General features: G+C 69.5%; 13 protein-coding genes. 6 read left to right on the plus strand and 7 right to left on the minus strand.

What is annotated here, in order from left to right; genetic code table 11:
* Nucleotides 1-57: 57 nt before the first annotated feature.
* From ACFFIA_RS42240 to ACFFIA_RS42255, 4 genes are all read left to right on the plus strand, one after another.
* Complete coding sequence (locus tag ACFFIA_RS42240) at nt 58-1,695, plus strand: ABC transporter substrate-binding protein (protein ID WP_377262867.1); 1,638 nt, start codon at nt 58-60, stop codon at nt 1,693-1,695.
* Nucleotides 1,696-1,773: 78 nt separating this feature from the next.
* A complete protein-coding gene (locus ACFFIA_RS42245; protein ID WP_377262870.1) occupies nt 1,774-2,742 on the plus strand; it encodes an LLM class flavin-dependent oxidoreductase in 969 nt (322 codons plus the stop codon).
* Nucleotides 2,739-4,079 (plus strand): NtaA/DmoA family FMN-dependent monooxygenase, encoded by a 1,341-nt coding sequence (locus ACFFIA_RS42250; RefSeq protein WP_377262873.1) that lies wholly within the window; start codon nt 2,739-2,741, stop codon nt 4,077-4,079. Before ACFFIA_RS42245 ends, ACFFIA_RS42250 begins: the two co-directional genes overlap by 4 nt.
* A gap of 142 nt (nt 4,080-4,221) precedes the next feature.
* Entirely contained in the window at nt 4,222-5,535 is a 1,314-nt protein-coding gene (locus ACFFIA_RS42255; protein ID WP_377262876.1) for an aminotransferase class I/II-fold pyridoxal phosphate-dependent enzyme, read from the plus strand.
* A 258-nt stretch (nt 5,536-5,793) separates the two neighbouring features.
* On the opposite strand, the gene ACFFIA_RS42260 is transcribed toward ACFFIA_RS42255, so the two are convergent.
* Both ACFFIA_RS42260 and ACFFIA_RS42265 read right to left on the minus strand, forming a co-directional pair.
* On the minus strand, nt 5,794-6,174 hold the full coding sequence (locus ACFFIA_RS42260) for an alcohol dehydrogenase catalytic domain-containing protein (RefSeq protein ID WP_377262879.1): 381 nt from the start codon (nt 6,172-6,174) through the stop codon (nt 5,794-5,796).
* A gap of 40 nt (nt 6,175-6,214) precedes the next feature.
* Nucleotides 6,215-7,408 (minus strand): MFS transporter, encoded by a 1,194-nt coding sequence (locus ACFFIA_RS42265; RefSeq protein WP_377262882.1) that lies wholly within the window; start codon nt 7,406-7,408, stop codon nt 6,215-6,217.
* Between the two features lie 59 nt (nt 7,409-7,467).
* On the opposite strand from ACFFIA_RS42265, the gene ACFFIA_RS42270 reads away from it, so the two are divergent.
* Nucleotides 7,468-7,860 carry a MerR family transcriptional regulator gene (locus ACFFIA_RS42270; protein ID WP_377262885.1) on the plus strand — a complete coding sequence of 131 codons (393 nt, stop codon included), beginning with the start codon at nt 7,468-7,470 and terminating at the stop codon, nt 7,858-7,860.
* Nucleotides 7,861-8,156: 296 nt separating this feature from the next.
* On the opposite strand, the gene ACFFIA_RS42275 is transcribed toward ACFFIA_RS42270, so the two are convergent.
* Nucleotides 8,157-8,747 carry a dihydrofolate reductase family protein gene (locus ACFFIA_RS42275; RefSeq protein ID WP_377262888.1) on the minus strand — a complete coding sequence of 197 codons (591 nt, stop codon included), beginning with the start codon at nt 8,745-8,747 and terminating at the stop codon, nt 8,157-8,159.
* 157 nt (nt 8,748-8,904) lie between these two features.
* On the opposite strand from ACFFIA_RS42275, the gene ACFFIA_RS42280 reads away from it, so the two are divergent.
* Nucleotides 8,905-9,180, plus strand: a complete 276-nt coding sequence (locus ACFFIA_RS42280; RefSeq protein ID WP_377262892.1) for an NAD-dependent epimerase/dehydratase family protein — start codon at nt 8,905-8,907, stop codon at nt 9,178-9,180.
* 166 nt (nt 9,181-9,346) lie between these two features.
* Here the strand turns inward: ACFFIA_RS42280 and ACFFIA_RS42285 are convergent, their stop codons facing one another.
* From ACFFIA_RS42285 to ACFFIA_RS42300, 4 genes are read right to left on the minus strand one after another with little or no spacing between them, the layout of a single operon-like run.
* Complete coding sequence (locus tag ACFFIA_RS42285; RefSeq protein WP_377262895.1) at nt 9,347-10,039, minus strand: ABC transporter ATP-binding protein; 693 nt, start codon at nt 10,037-10,039, stop codon at nt 9,347-9,349.
* 13 nt (nt 10,040-10,052) lie between these two features.
* Entirely contained in the window at nt 10,053-11,804 is a 1,752-nt protein-coding gene (locus ACFFIA_RS42290; protein ID WP_377262898.1) for an ATP-binding cassette domain-containing protein, read from the minus strand.
* A complete protein-coding gene (gene nikB, locus ACFFIA_RS42295) occupies nt 11,801-12,790 on the minus strand; it encodes a nickel ABC transporter permease (RefSeq protein ID WP_377262901.1) in 990 nt (329 codons plus the stop codon). The genes ACFFIA_RS42290 and nikB overlap by 4 nt, the downstream gene beginning before the upstream one ends.
* Nucleotides 12,757-14,154: an ABC transporter substrate-binding protein gene (locus ACFFIA_RS42300; RefSeq protein WP_377262904.1), complete on the minus strand. Its 1,398-nt coding sequence runs from the start codon at nt 14,152-14,154 to the stop codon at nt 12,757-12,759. The genes nikB and ACFFIA_RS42300 overlap by 34 nt, the downstream gene beginning before the upstream one ends.
* Between the last annotated feature and the right edge of the window lie 63 nt (nt 14,155-14,217).

Raw genomic sequence — 14,217 nt, forward strand, 5'->3', positions numbered from 1 at the left:
CGGGTCGATTGTCCAACCCTCCACAAGAAACGGAAAGCCATGAGGTACGCGAGCAGAATGAGACGACGCACAGCCGTCACGGCCGTGTTGATGCCGGTCCTGATCGGACTCGCCGCCTGCGGCTCGGAGTCCACATCGGCCGGTTCGAGGGGCGAGCCGCAGTCGGGCGGTACGCTGACGATCGCCCTGCCGAACTATCCGGAAGAGGGCCTCAACCCGCACCTCGGCGGCGCCATCGGCCCGACACAAGTGCTGCGGAACTCCTTCGACAGCCTGGTGGCAGCCGACTACGACGAGAGCTTCCATCCCTGGCTCGCCGAGAGCTGGACGATCTCCGAGGACGGCCTGGTCTACGAGTTCAAACTCCGCAACGACGTCACCTTCCACGACGGCGAGAAGTTCGACGCCGCGGCGGTCAAGGCCAACTTCGACCTCGTCATCGACGGCCAGTACGCACCCGCGGTGAAGAACTCGACTTTCCGTACGTTGAAGTCCGCCGAGGTCGTCGACGACTACACGGTGCGCCTTACCCAGTCCGAGCCCGCAGCCGACTTCCTACACACACTCTCCTCCCTGCAGGGGGCGATCGTGTCCCCGAAGTCGCTGAAGAGCGGCATCCGCGACTCCGGCGGCGTCGGTCTCGCCGGCACCGGGCCGTTCATCCTCACCAGGGTGGTACCCGGCCAGGAGCTCGACTTCGAGAAGTACAAGGACTACAAGTGGCCTCCCGGAACCGCCCACCACCAGGGCGCCGCCTACCTGGACAAGCTGGTCGTCAAGTACGCCCCCGAACCTTCGGTCCGGGCCGGCCTGCTCTCCTCCGGTGAGGTCGACGCCATCGCCGCGGTGGCTCCCAACGACGTCCCGCTGTTCAAGGACGCCGAGGGCTTCCAATACGAGTACAAGGGCTCCAACGTGGCACCGACATCGCTGTACTTCAACACCACCAGCGGCCCCACGAAGGACGTCCGCGTGCGCAAGGCGCTGCAGAACGGCGCCGACGTTGACGCGCTCGTCAAGGCCGTCCTCAAGGACAACGCCGAGCGCGCCTGGGGCATCGTGCAGCCGCAGAGCAAGTTCTACGACAAGAAGGTCGAAAGCGCCTACGGCAATGATGTCGACCTCGCGAACAAGCTGCTCGACGAGGCCGGCTGGACCGGGAAGAACGGTGAGGGGATCCGCACCAGCACGGCCGGAGAGCCCTTGGTCGTCCGGCTCATCGCCACCGAGCCGGTGCCGACGCTGAAAACCATCCTGGAGGGCTACCAGGCCCAGCTCCGGCAGAACATCGGTGTCAACGTCGACCTGCAGTTCCGTGACGAGGGCACTGTCGACAAGGTACGCGAGACCAACGCCTACGAACTGTTCCCGCGCAGCGTCGGCGGCGTCTACCCCGGCGTGGTCCTCGACAAGGTCTACTCCAGCACCGGTGCCATCAACGGTCCCAAGCTCACCGACCCGCAGGTGGACGGCTGGCTGGACGCCGCGCGCTACGCCACGGACGAGAAGGTCGTGAAGGAGAACTTCGACAAGGTCGCCCAGTACGCCCTGATCGACCAGGTCACCACGCTGCCGCTGTACACCGACCGTTCCTCGGTGGCCGCGAAGTCCACAGTGCACGACATCACCTACTTCATCGACCCGCCGCGGGGCCTGCTCAACGGGTGGGCCTACAACACCTGGATCGAGCAGTAGCGAGTCAACGGGATCCGGGCGCAAGGTTCCGGCGCCCGGATCCCGCAGATCATCGCCCACCCAGGAGAGAGAAGTCCCGTGCCCGACATCGGCATCATGTTCCGGCTCAACGACACCAGCGCCGACCCAGCGAGCCAGTACGAGGCCGGCCTACGGCTGATCGAGCACGCCGAAGCGATCGGACTCGACAGCGCCTGGATCACCTCCCATCACTTCCGGTCCGACAAGGGCACCATCTCCTCGCCGCTGCTGTTCCTCACCGCCGCCGGACAACGCACCTCCCGCATCAGGCTGGGCGCGGCGGTCGTCTTACTGACCCTCGAGGAACCGGTCAGGGTCGCCGAAGACGCCGTCGTCGCCAACCTGCTTAGCGGCGACCGGCTCGAACTCGGGCTCGGATCCGGCCTCGAGCCGTGGCCGTTCCCCGGCTTCGGGATCGACTGGGAGGCTAGACACGAGGTGTTCGACGCCAAGCTCGCCCGGCTGCGGGCCGCGTTCGCCGGTGCCGACCTGGGCGGCGGCCGACAGCTCTACCCGCCACCGGGGCCGCTGCGCCGCCGTGTCTGGCGAATCGCCACGAATCCCGCCGCCGCCACCGACATCGCCCGCCATGGCGAGAACCTGCTGCTCGGCAGCTCCAAGAAGCTCACCGCCGCCCAGAACAAGGCCAACCGGGCCGCCGCGATCGACGCCTTCCGCGAGCACGCCCGGCCCTGCCAGCGCATTCTCGCCTCGCGCTCGATCTTCGTCCGCCCGGACGCGGCCGTGGCCCGGCGGGAGTTCGTCGCCGCCACGCCGGCCGGCACACCGCAGGAGTACAAGACGGCGGCGCTCGTCGGACATCCCGCCGAGGTCCGTGCCCGCCTAGAAGAGGACACCGAGATCCCGCTCGTCGACGACTTCCTCATCCAGACCATCCCCGCCCACCTCACCCGCGGGCAGTGGCAGGGCTCGCTGGCGCTCGCCGCCCACGAGATCTTTCCTCCCGGTTCGCCGCTGCGCGCAACCGCCCGCGGCATACCTCAACTCCACGGGACACCAGCATGAGCAACGACGCTGGCCTCATCCTCAACCTCAACCTGCTCCCGGGAGGCACCGGGAAGGGGTCGTGGCGCGTCTCCGAGCGCGACCCGGACTGGTTCATCAGCCACCACCACTACCTCGAACTTGCCGAACTCGCCGAGCGCGGCAAGTTCCAGGCACTCTTCCTCGCCGACACCCCGGTGTGGACCGAACCGTACTGGCACCACCCATGGCGTGCGCTGGCTCCGTTCATCGCGCTGACGACGATCGCCGCGCACACCAGCCACCTCGGGCTGATCGGAACCGCTTCGACGTCGTACAACGACCCCTACAACCTGGCCCGGCATGTCTCCTCGCTCGACCTGGTCAGCGACGGCCGCGCGGCCTGGAACTTCGTTGTCACGGCCGGGGACCAGACGGCCCGCAACTTCTCCCAACCGGCCGCCTACTCCAAGCCGGAGCGGTACGCCCGAGCCGCCGAGTTCGTTGAGGCAGTGGTCCGGCTGTGGGAGGCGTGGGAGCCTGACGCCATCCTCGGAGACAAGGCCACGGGGCAGTATGTCCGGCCCGGCGGCGTGCAACCGGCCGCGTTCGCCGGCGAGTGGCTGCAGGTCGCCGGCGAGCCGCTGGTCCCGCCGTCACCTCAGGGACGGCCGCTGCTGGTACAGGCCGGCGCTTCCGAGGCGGGGATCGCCCTAGCGGCGCGGTACGCCGACGCGGTCTACACCCACCAAACCGAGATCGAGGGCGGGATCGCCTACCGCAAGCTACTGCGGCAGCGGGCGGCCGACACCGGGCGTGACCCCGACACGATCAAACTGCTGCCCGGTTTCTACGTCGTGGTCGGCGACACCGAGGAGGCGGCGCGCGCCAAGCACAGGGCACAGGACGAGGCCACACCCGATGCCGTCAAGGTCGGGTTCTTCACCCGCCAGCTCGGGCTGCCCCCAGGCGCATTGAAGATCGACGAGCCGATCCCGTTCGACCTCATCAACGCCAACGAGCTCAGCCGCAGCGCCGCCAGCAGCCTGGACGGGCTGCTCGACAAGGCGGCCAGCGACAGGCTGACCGTGCGGGAGGTGCTCGCCCTGCGGAAGAACGGCTCACAGCACGTCTCGGTCATCGGCACGGCCGAGCAGATCGCCGACACCATCACGGCCTGGTACCGTGCGGGCGCCGCCGACGGCTTCAACCTCCACATCGGCAGCTCGCCCGACGGACTGCGCGACATCGTCGACCACGTCGTTCCGTTGCTGCAGACGCGCGGGGTCTTCCACGTCGATTACGAGCACTCGACGCTGCGGGGCAACTACGGCCTGCCCGAACACCGGCTTTCACGCCGCTCACCCGCACCGGTGTAGCGAGCGTCAGATGGCACAGAACGCGGGCTGACTTGGCACAATGGGAGGTGGCCCGACCCGAGACTCACGGCAAGGTCGCCGCGACAGCTAAGGAAAAGGCGTGACAGTAAGTCCACCAACCGCTGAGTGGCTCGCCTCCAGGGTGACCGGCCGTCGGGCGCGCGAGATCGCCGACGACCTGGAGATCCTGATCGACTCCGGTGAGCTGCCGTCGCACACCCAAATGCCGACACTGCGCGCGTTCGCCGAAGCCATCGGCGTCAGCGTCGGAACCGTGATGTCGGCGTGGAACATCCTGCGCAATGACGGCCGCATCCAGACGCGGCGGCGCGGCGGCACGATCGTTACCGACCGCCGCAGCCGCAGATCGGCGCCGTTCCCGGGCTGGTCACAGATCGACCTCTCCCTGGCGACCCCGGACTACGGACTCCAACCCGACCTTAGCCAGGCGTTACTGATGAGCCTGGCCTGTGAGCGACTGAACCGGACCGGGCGCGAGTACATCACCCCCGAACTGCGGGAGCGGGTCGAGGCGATCTGGCCCTTCGAGCCGCAGGCGTGGAACACCGCCGGCGGTGGCAGTGAGGCGCTAATGCTCGCCACCGAAGCCGCCGCACCCGCCGGTTCGGTAGTGGCCGTGGAGGAACCGGTCACCCCCGGCTACCTGGACACCCTGATCGACCTCGGGCTGCGCGTCGTCGGCGTAGCCGCCGACGACCAGGGACCGACACCGCAATCGCTGCACGCCGCACTCGCCCGCAAGCCGGCCACCCTGGTACTGCAGCCATCAGCCGGGTTCGCCTTGGAGGGCGCCCTCACCACGCCACGCGCGGCCGAACTCGCCAACATCATCGGCCGCGAGGCACCCGACATCTGGGTCCTGGAGGACGACGCCACCGGAGCGCTCACCGGCCTCGAAGCGCCATCGCTCGGCACGCAGCTCCCGGACCGCGTACTTCGCATACGCAGCTACTGCAAGGCGTACGGCATCGACGTCAGAACATCGGTGCTGGGCGGCGCGCGCGAACTCGTGGAGCGGACCATCCAGCTGCGCAGCCACGGCATCGGCTCCAATAGCCGCATCCTCCAGAACGCCCTCGCCTACCTCATCGACGACCCGCCGACCGAGAAGCTGCTCAAGATCGCCCGCACCATCTACGCCAACCGGCGCGACGCCCTTGTCACGGCCCTGCAGAAACAAGGGCTGACACCCGAGGCACCAGCACCCGGCTCGCTGGTGATCTGGCTCGAGGTCCAGAACGAGACAGCGACGCTCGTCGCCCTGGCACACCGTGGCATCACTGTCGGGGCGGGAGGTAGGGCCTTCGTGAGCGCCCGGCATGGGCTGCTGCGGATCTCACCACTGCAGCTTCCCGACGACCCGGCACTCATCGAGAAACTCGCTGCCGAGATCAGGCGCTCCCTCGACGGGCCGCCACGCGAGTACTTCGACTAACAGCCGCATCCGCACTCGGAGAGTTTGCTCTGCACCTCGATCACCTTGCTGACGCGGACGCGTTGCGGCCGATTACACCCCGTGATGGGGGAGGAGCAGCGCGAGAGATAGCCGCGCCGCCTACGAGGTGGAGCGGGAGTTGCTGCTTCGTATGGCGGATCCCGCCGTGCTGGCGGCTGCGCTGGACCAGCACGGGGACAGGGCGCGACGCCGGTACGGTGTCCGAGTCGGCCGCGAGGTTCGGTCTGATGCGCCGCCTCATCGAGGCGGCCACACGGCACCCGCGCTGGGGACTACGTCTCGGTCTTCGGCCAAGTGGCGATACGACCCGAGAGCAGCACGGTCGTCGGCGACTTTGACGTCGAGGTGCGCGCGTCCTCGACAACGTCCGCGCGTTCTGTCGTGCTGCGAGGGGAGACCTTGGCGGCAGGCCCCAGATGGTTCAACCGTAGCCAGATCCCAGCCGAGGGTGGCCGGCAACCGGCCGATATCCCAGGCGCGGGTCTTCCAGTCCACCGGGTTGAGGCTGCTGGCGGCGGTGCGCACCAGCACCTCGCCCGCGGCGGGTTGTGGATCGGGCGCCATGGCGACGGTGAGCACCTCGGGACCGCCGTGGCGATCGATACGGACAGCACGCATGAGCTCTCCTGTTCGTTGAATCCGACGACGTGAAGCCGGGTCAGGACACCGGAGCCGGTTTTGGTGCCGCCTGCGCGGCCGGTTCTGCCGTCGAGGAGCCGCGGGGAACGGCGAGGTAGGACAGTGCCAGTCCGAGCAGGCTGAACAGCGCGCCCGCCAGCCCGGTCCAGCGCAGGCCGCCGGCGGCGACGATCGCGCCGCCGAGCGCTGAGCCCGCAGCGGCTCCCAGGTTGAACGCACCGACGTTGACCGATACCGCCAGCGTCGGCGCCGCGCCGGCGTGCTTGAGGATCAGGCCCTGTAGCGGGGCGATCGTCGCGGTCGCCAACAACCCGAGCAGCAGCACCGCGACGATCGCGGACGGCTTCCACACAGCAGCCACCGGGAACACGACGAGCACCCCGACCAGGCCACCGAACACGCCACGCACCGTCGCACTCAGCGACCAGTCGGTGAGCCGTCCCGCGGCCAGGTTTCCTGCGAAACTGCCCGCCCCGTATGCCAGCAGCAGCAGTGACACCACCGGCGCGGTGAACCCGGTGACCTGCGTCAGCAACGGCGCGATATAGGTGAAAACCACCATGACACCGGCGAACCCGACCGCTGTCGTGGCGATCGTCACCAGCACCGGCCGCCGCGTCACCACCCGCAACTCCTCCCGGATGCTGGTGCGTTGAGCGGCCTGCCGTGGCAGCACCGCAGCCAACAGCGCGGCGCCCGCCAATGCCAGCACCGTCAACACCACAAACGGCGCCCGCCACCCGGCACGCTCACCGAGCAACGCGCCCAACGGCACGCCGAGCAGGGTGGCGACGGTGAAGCCCGACGCCACGGTCGCGGCCGCACGACCCACCCGCTCGGCCGGCACCACCTGCGTCGCCGTCACCAGCGCCAACGCCAGGAACGCGGCGTGGCTCAGCGACGACACCACCCGCCCGGCCAGCAGTACCGCAAACACCGGCGCCCAGGCGCTCAGCGCGCTACCGGCGGCGAACAGCAGCATCAACCCCAGTGCCACGCCCTTGCGCGGCAATCGTGCGGTCGCGATCGTCACCAGCGGACCGCCGATCACCACACCAAGCGCGTAGGCGGTCACGGCCTGCCCGGCCGTCCCGACCGACACCCCGAGATCCCCACCCACCTGAGGCAATAGTCCGGCAATCAGATACTCGCAAGTCCCGACCACGAACACGCTGGCGCACAACGCCGCCAGAATCACGTAACTCTTCCTCACGAACCGGACGCTAGACTCTGACACGAATGTCAGAGTCAAACGTGAGTGAGTGGGGTCACATGCGCATCGGGGAACTGTCGCGCCGCACCGGCGTCCACGAACGGCTACTGCGCTATTACGAACAACAAGGACTACTCCAGCCCGCCCGCCGCCCCAGCGGCTACCGCGAATACTCCGACAGCGATATCGAAACCGTTCGACGCATCCGAAGCCTGCTCGCCGCAGGCCTGAGCACCAACACCATCGCCACCGTGCTGCCCTGCCTCCGCGACGACAACCAACGCCTGGTACCGATCTGCTCCGACCTCGTCACCGAACTCTGCCAGGAACGCGACCGAATCACCGCCGCCATCACCGAACTGCAGGCATCGCACGCCATGCTCGACACCGTGATCAACGCCGCACCCGACGACGTCGCCGCCCGCGCCAACCTCGCCGCCCTCAACAGCTGAAGCCAGGACTGATCCCGTCATCTGCGGGAAACCTGCTGTCCGCCACCGTGTGACGTCCCGTGTCCGCGACCGGGGAGATCCTGGAGTCCGCTAACACCTGGTGACGCCTTTCATGGCCTCAACAACGACCGGGTCGAGTCCGGGTCTCTGCTTCTCCCACATCGACTTGTCGCCGAGCGGGGCTGGCTTGACTACCGACACCCACGGCGTGACTGCCTCTTCGGAGGCGGAGCCGCCAGCGCCGACCACACCAGGTCCGGCGTGGCGGTCGTTCTGACCACCGGGCCGCCGATCCGCTATCGACGGATGCGGTAACGCATGTGGGTGACCCGGTCTGCTTGGACGATCTGCGGGTCGTCCAGGAGCGCTGGTGGACCGTCGTATGCGCCGAAGAACCGTACGCCCTTGCCGAACACGACTGGGACCAGGTTGACCTGGAGTTCGTCCACGAGGCCGGCGGCCAGGGCTTGGCCTAGCAGGTTGCCGCCGGTCAGTGAGACGTCCTTGTCGCCGGCGGCGGCCTTTGCCTGTGTGATCGCGCTTGCCAGGCCGTCGGTGACGAAGGTGAACGGCGCCTCGGGGAACGGCCAGCTCGTCGGTGGTTTATGGGTGACCACGAAGACGGCTTCGCCGGCGGCGGGGCGGCCGTTCCAGCCGTTGGTGATGTCGAACAGGCGACGGCCGATCACCGCGGTTCCGATCCGTGACCAGGTTTCCTGCAGGTAGGCGGCGCTGGTGGCTGAGACGTGGAAGACGCGCTCGGGGTCACCGCCGTTGAAGGGGACGTCTCCGTTGTTGTACCAGTCGAAGAGCGGACCGACCTGGTCGGATTCGTCGGCGATGAAGCCGTCCAGCGAGACCGTCGCGCTCGCGATTACCTTGCCCATGGTCTGTGCCTCCATTCCATCACCTGGATCTATCCAGGACGTCGGAGCCGTAACACCAGACCGGACATCGACACGAGCCTGCGCCTGGACAGTGAGTAGCATCGCAGGCCGGAACCCGAGACCGGCAGACCTCCCACACCCGACCGACACGCCATCGATGCTCATCAACCGAGACGCCGACGCGGGCCACGACCCAACATCAAATCGGTGGATCCAGGCTTGGGGCGCGACAAAGCTGGCCAGCGAGTGGGTCGGCGCCGACGCGGCCCGCGCGGGCAGCCTCAGCTGCGTCATGCTGCGCTACTTCAACGTCGCCGGGGCCTGGGCCGGTGCCGCCGACAGGCCCGCCCATGCCCGCAGGCGTACCGGAACCGGCCTGGTACTGCTGGCCGTCAGCTCGGTTGGCGAGCCGGGTACGGGCTGTCCGAGATGATCCACGACGAATGCCAGATCCGTGGCGTCGACGCCCAGCGCGGGCCCCTCGGGCCGCCACACCACCACGCAGCCACCCAAACAAGCCCGACCGTTGGAACGACTGCAACCACAATCATCCCGCCTCCGCCGGGAGCTACCGCCCGCCCTCACGGTTCACTTTCGGATTAGCCGAGCGGGTAGCGCAGGCGTGGTGTGTCGGCGATGAGTTGGCGGGTGTGCGGGTGCTGCGGTCTGGTCAGTAGGTCCGCTGCCTGGGCGTGCTCGATCACGCGGCCGCCGTCGAGTACGAGCACGCGGTCGCAGAGTGCGGTGACGACGGTGATGTCGTGGGAGATGAACAGGTAGGCCAGGCCGCGGTCGTGGCGGATAGCGCGTAGCAGGTCGAGGATCTGTGCCTGGGCGGGCAGGTCGAGGGCGGAGAGCGGTTCGTCGAGAACCAGGAGTCGGGGGTCGGGGACGAGCGCACGGGCGATGCAGACTCGCTGGCACTGGCCGGTGGACAGTTCGTGGGGATACCGGTCGAGCAGGGCGGGGTCGAGGCCGACCTGGGTGAGCAGGTCGCCGCCCGGTTCGGGGAGGCGGAAGTTGTGGGCCGGCTCGCGCAGGCAGCGGCGTACCGTCCATCGTGGATTGAGGCTGGTGCGCGGGTCCTGGAAGACGATCTGAACGGCATGTCGTGGGGTGCGGCGGATCGGCGTTCCGTCGAAGGCGATGGTGCCGCGCGTGGGGTGTTCCTGGCCGGCCAGGCAGCGGGCGATGGTGCTTTTGCCGGCGCCGGAGGTGCCGACCAGGCCGACCGCTTCGCCTGCGCCGATGTCGAAGGTGACGCCGGTGAGCACCGGCGTCTTTCCGTACACTTTGGAGAGTTCATCAACCCGTAGCACGTGCCTGCCGATCGTCGGTGGGGAGCGCGGCGAGGAGCCGGCGGGTGTAGGGGTGCGTCGGCGCGGTGAACAGCGTCCGGGCGTCGGCGTCTTCGGCGACGGCTCCCTGGTGGAGCACGACGACTCGTTCGGCGACCTGGGAGACAAGCCGCAGGTCGTGGGAGATGAAGAGCAGGCCGATGCCGAGTTCTTCGCGGAGCCGGGCGAGTTCGTCGAGGATCCGGGCCTGGGTGCTGACGTCCAGGGCGGTGGTCGGCTCGTCGCAGACGAGGAGGCTGGGTCGGTTGACGACAGCGGTGGCGATGGCGACACGCTGCCGCATGCCCCCGCTGAGCTGGTGGGGGTATGCGTCAAGGCAGCGGGGCGGCAGCCGCACGAGTTCCAGCGCGGCGCGGGCGCGGGCGCGGGCCTCGGCGCGGGAGACCCGGTGGTGGGCGCGGACCGCCTCGGCGACCTGTGTACCGACGGTCAGCACCGGGTTGAGCGCGTTGAGCGGGTCCTGGGACACCAGTCCGACGTGCCTGCCGCGTACCTGCCGCCAGTCATCGCCGTCCCAGCCTGCGGTGTCGTGGCCGAGCACGGTGACGGTGCCGGAGTCCACCCGTAGCGGCGGCCGGAGCAGCCCGAGCAGCGTGGCGGCGAGGGTGGACTTGCCGGAGCCGCTCTGGCCGACCAGCCCGACCGTCTGGCCGGCCGACAGCCGCAAGGTGACGCCGGCGAGGATCGGCGTATTGCCCGCGCTGACGTGTACGCCGTCGAGGCGGGCGAGCTCCACCGTATCCACCGAGGTGGACGCGGCGCGGGCGTGGCGTTTGATCGCGGTGGCCCGCTGCCGCCGCGCCGCGTGCCGCTCGCCCCGCCGCCACGGCGGTGTCCACACCGGACGCTGGGGCAGGCGGGGGAGGCGGGGTTCGAGGGCGTCGCGGACGGCGTCGCCGAGGTAGTTGACCGCGAGCACGACAAGGAAGATGGCCAGGCCGGGGGCGAGGAACATCCACGGCGCGTCCTCGATGTACGGGCGGGCCTCGTTGAGCATCGCGCCCCATTCGGGGGCCGGCGGGCGCACTCCGAGGCCGAGGAAGGAGAGGCCGGCGATGGCGAGGATGACCTCGCCGACGTCCACCACGGCCAGCACCAGCACGGGGCCGGTGATCGCGCCGGCGACGTGGGTACGCACGATCCGCCACCACGGGGTCCCTGCGCAGCGGGCGGCCTGCACGTACCCCTCGTCCCGGATCTGCAGCGCGTAGCCGCGGACCAGGCGGGCGTAGCCGGGCCAGGAGACCAGCGAGACGGCCAGGACCACGCCGGCCACGCCACCGCCGAGCAGCGCGGCGAGGGCGATGGCCAGTACCAGGCGGGGGAAGGCCAACAGCACGTCCAGCAGGCGGGTGACGGCGAGGTCGAGCGGGCCGCCCACGTACCCGCAGACAGCGCCGACCGCGGCCCCGACCGTCACGATCACCGTGACCGCGACAGCGGCCGTGGCCAGCGACACGCGCCCGCCGTACAGCACGCGGGTGAGCACGTCCCGCCCGAACGCGTCGGTGCCGAACGGATGCTCCAGCGACGGCGGCAGGCTGGCCTGGAGGTAGTCGACGGCGGTCGGGTCGGCCGGTGCGATCCACGGTGCTGCCACGCAGACCGCGACGACCGCGAGCAGCAGCGCCATCGCCGCGCCGGCCAGCCGGTCGACACTGGGGATCGCCCGCAGCCGCAGCGCGGTACGGCCGGTCACGCGCGAACGCCCTCGACCCGCACCCGCGGGTCCGCGAAGCGGTAGGCGATGTCGACCGCGAGGTTGACCACCACGTACAGCACCGACATGGCCAGGACGAACGCCTGGATGACCGGGTAGTCGCGGCTGGCGATGGCGTCCACGATGTACCGCCCGACGCCTGGCCAGGAGAAGACGGTCTCGACGATCACCGCGCCGCCGAGCAGGCCGCCCACGACGAGACCGGTGTTGGTGAGCACCGGCAGCAGCGCGTTGCGCAGGGCGTGCCGCAGCAGCACCGCCCGCCAGCGCAGCCCTTTCGCCTCTGCGGTCACGATGTACGGCTGGGACAACGCATCGAGCAACGCGGCCCGCAGCAGCCGGGACACGCCGGCGGCGAGCCCGAGCCCGAGCGTGACCGCCGGCAGCACCAGGTGCGCCGGCGTGCCCCGGCCGAACGTGGGCAGCCAGCCGAGGCGGGCTGAGAAGCCGTACATGAGCAGCAGACCGAGCAGGAACCCGGGCACCGAGACGCCGACCAGCGCGAGCAGCCGGGCCAGCCGGTCAGCGGCGGTGCCATGGTGGGCCGCGCCGACGATGCCGGTCGGCACGGCGACCACGACCATGACGGCGAACGCCGCCGCGGCGAGTTCGAGCGTTGCGGGCAGGCGCAGCAGCAGCTCGTCCAGGACGGGGCCGCCGCTGCGCAGCGAGGTGCCCAGGTTACCGGTGGCCACGTCGCTAAGCCACTGCGCGTACTGCACCGGGTAGGGGCGGTCCAGGCCGAGGTCGGCCCGCAGCGTCGCCAGATCCTGCTCCAGCCGGCTGATGTCCGCACCGGGCTCCACCATCGACAGCAGGATCGCGTGGCTCGGGTCGCCCGGGATGAACCGCACCATGGCGAAGACGACGACGCTGATACCGAGCAGCACCGGCACGGTGACGGCGAGCCGGAGCCCGATGTACCGCAGCATCAGCCGGCGATCCACATCGACGGCCGGACCCACCGGGCGAGGTTGGGATCCACCCCGCGCACGCCAGTCGAGTACGCGGCCGCCCACTGGGTGGAGGCGTACAGGTAGATCAGCGCCACGTCGTCGTGCACGATCTGCTGCACCCGTTTGGCGAGCTCGTGCTGCCGCCCCGGGGCGAACTCCGTGCCGAGCTCGTCCACCAGCCGGTCCACGATGGGGTTCGCGTAGCCGCCGTAGTTGGAGACGACACCGGAACGGTAGAACGAGCGCAGTTGCCCGGGGATGTCGCCGGTCGCCGAGCCGCACGAGCAGTACGTGGCGATCTCGAAGTCGCCGTCGAGCATCATCTGGTTGGACGCGGTCGTCTCGACCGGCTCCAACTGCGTGGAGATCCCGATCCGCTTCCACTGGCTTTGCAGCGCGATCGCCAGCGGCTGAAACACCGTGTATGTGAGGATCCGCAAGTGCAGCCGCTGACCGTCCTTGGCCCGTACGCCGTCCGGGCCAGGCCGCCAGCCAGCCTCGTCCAGCAGCCGCGCCGCGGCCGCCAGGTCCGTGGTGGTGCCGGTGTCGATCGCGTACGGCAGGCCAGCCGGGAAGTGGCCAGTGGCCGCAGCGGCGAAGCCGTGGTTGAGCCCGTCGATCAGCTCGGTGCGGTCGGCGGCCAGGTCGAGCGCCCGGCGGACGGCCAGATCGCGCAGGGCCGGCACCTTGGCCATGTTCAGCCAGATGTTGCGAGTGGTGGGCGCCGGCGCATACACGGTGAAGCGGTCCTTGTTCCGCTCGTACTGTAGCCGCTGGTCGATCTCCACATTGAACTCCGCGTCGGCGTCGCCGCCGCGCAGCGCCAGCATCCGGGTCTGCGGGTCGGTGCCGAGCCGCGCCTCGATACGCCGCAGGCTCGGCTGCCCCGCCGGCGGCTTGCCCCAGTAGCCCGGGTTGGCCTCCGCGACGAGGGTCTCGCCGGGCACGAACTGAACCGGCTTCATGAACCCGGTCAGGTCAGGCTCGGCGCCGAACGCGTCGCCGCGCCGGTCCGCCTCGGCCGCGTTGTGCACCGCGTACGTGGCCAACCGGAAGGGGACGCTCGGATCCGGGCTGCCCGTGGTGATCCGCAGCCGGTCCGAGGCCACCGCGGCGAACGTCATCACACCGAGCGCGGACTTCGCACGCGGGTTCTTGGCCCGATGTCGTTCGAACGAGGCCACGACAGCGGTCGCGTCGACCCGTGTGCCGCTCCAGAACGTGACACCCGCCCGCAGGTCGAACTCCCACACGGTCGGCTCGACCGACCGCCACGCCGTCGCCAGGCCGGCCGCGAGCGTGCCATCGTCGCGCAGGACGACCAGCGGCTCGCCCAGCCCGTTCTCCAAGATCCGCTGCGCATCGATGTGCACCGGATCCAGCGAACGCGGCATGTTAATGGTCAGCAGGCGCAACACCTGCTCAGCCGCCGGCCC

The sequence above is a fragment of the Phytohabitans kaempferiae genome (assembly GCF_042433955.1).
GTDB classification, from domain to species: Bacteria; Actinomycetota; Actinomycetes; order Mycobacteriales; family Micromonosporaceae; genus Phytohabitans; species Phytohabitans kaempferiae.

Bases quoted from the DNA above. Each gene is read 5' to 3' on its own strand.
- ACFFIA_RS42275 (WP_377262888.1), bottom strand. From the start codon at position 8,747: ATGGGCAAGGTAATCGCGAGCGCGACGGTCTCGCTGGACGGCTTCATC.
- ACFFIA_RS42260 (WP_377262879.1), bottom strand. From the start codon at position 6,174: ATGCGTGCTGTCCGTATCGATCGCCACGGCGGTCCCGAGGTGCTCACC.
- ACFFIA_RS42270 (WP_377262885.1), top strand. From the start codon at position 7,468: ATGCGCATCGGGGAACTGTCGCGCCGCACCGGCGTCCACGAACGGCTA.
- ACFFIA_RS42280 (WP_377262892.1), top strand. From the start codon at position 8,905: ATGCTCATCAACCGAGACGCCGACGCGGGCCACGACCCAACATCAAAT.
- ACFFIA_RS42250 (WP_377262873.1), top strand. From the start codon at position 2,739: ATGAGCAACGACGCTGGCCTCATCCTCAACCTCAACCTGCTCCCGGGA.
- ACFFIA_RS42240 (WP_377262867.1), top strand. From the start codon at position 58: ATGAGACGACGCACAGCCGTCACGGCCGTGTTGATGCCGGTCCTGATC.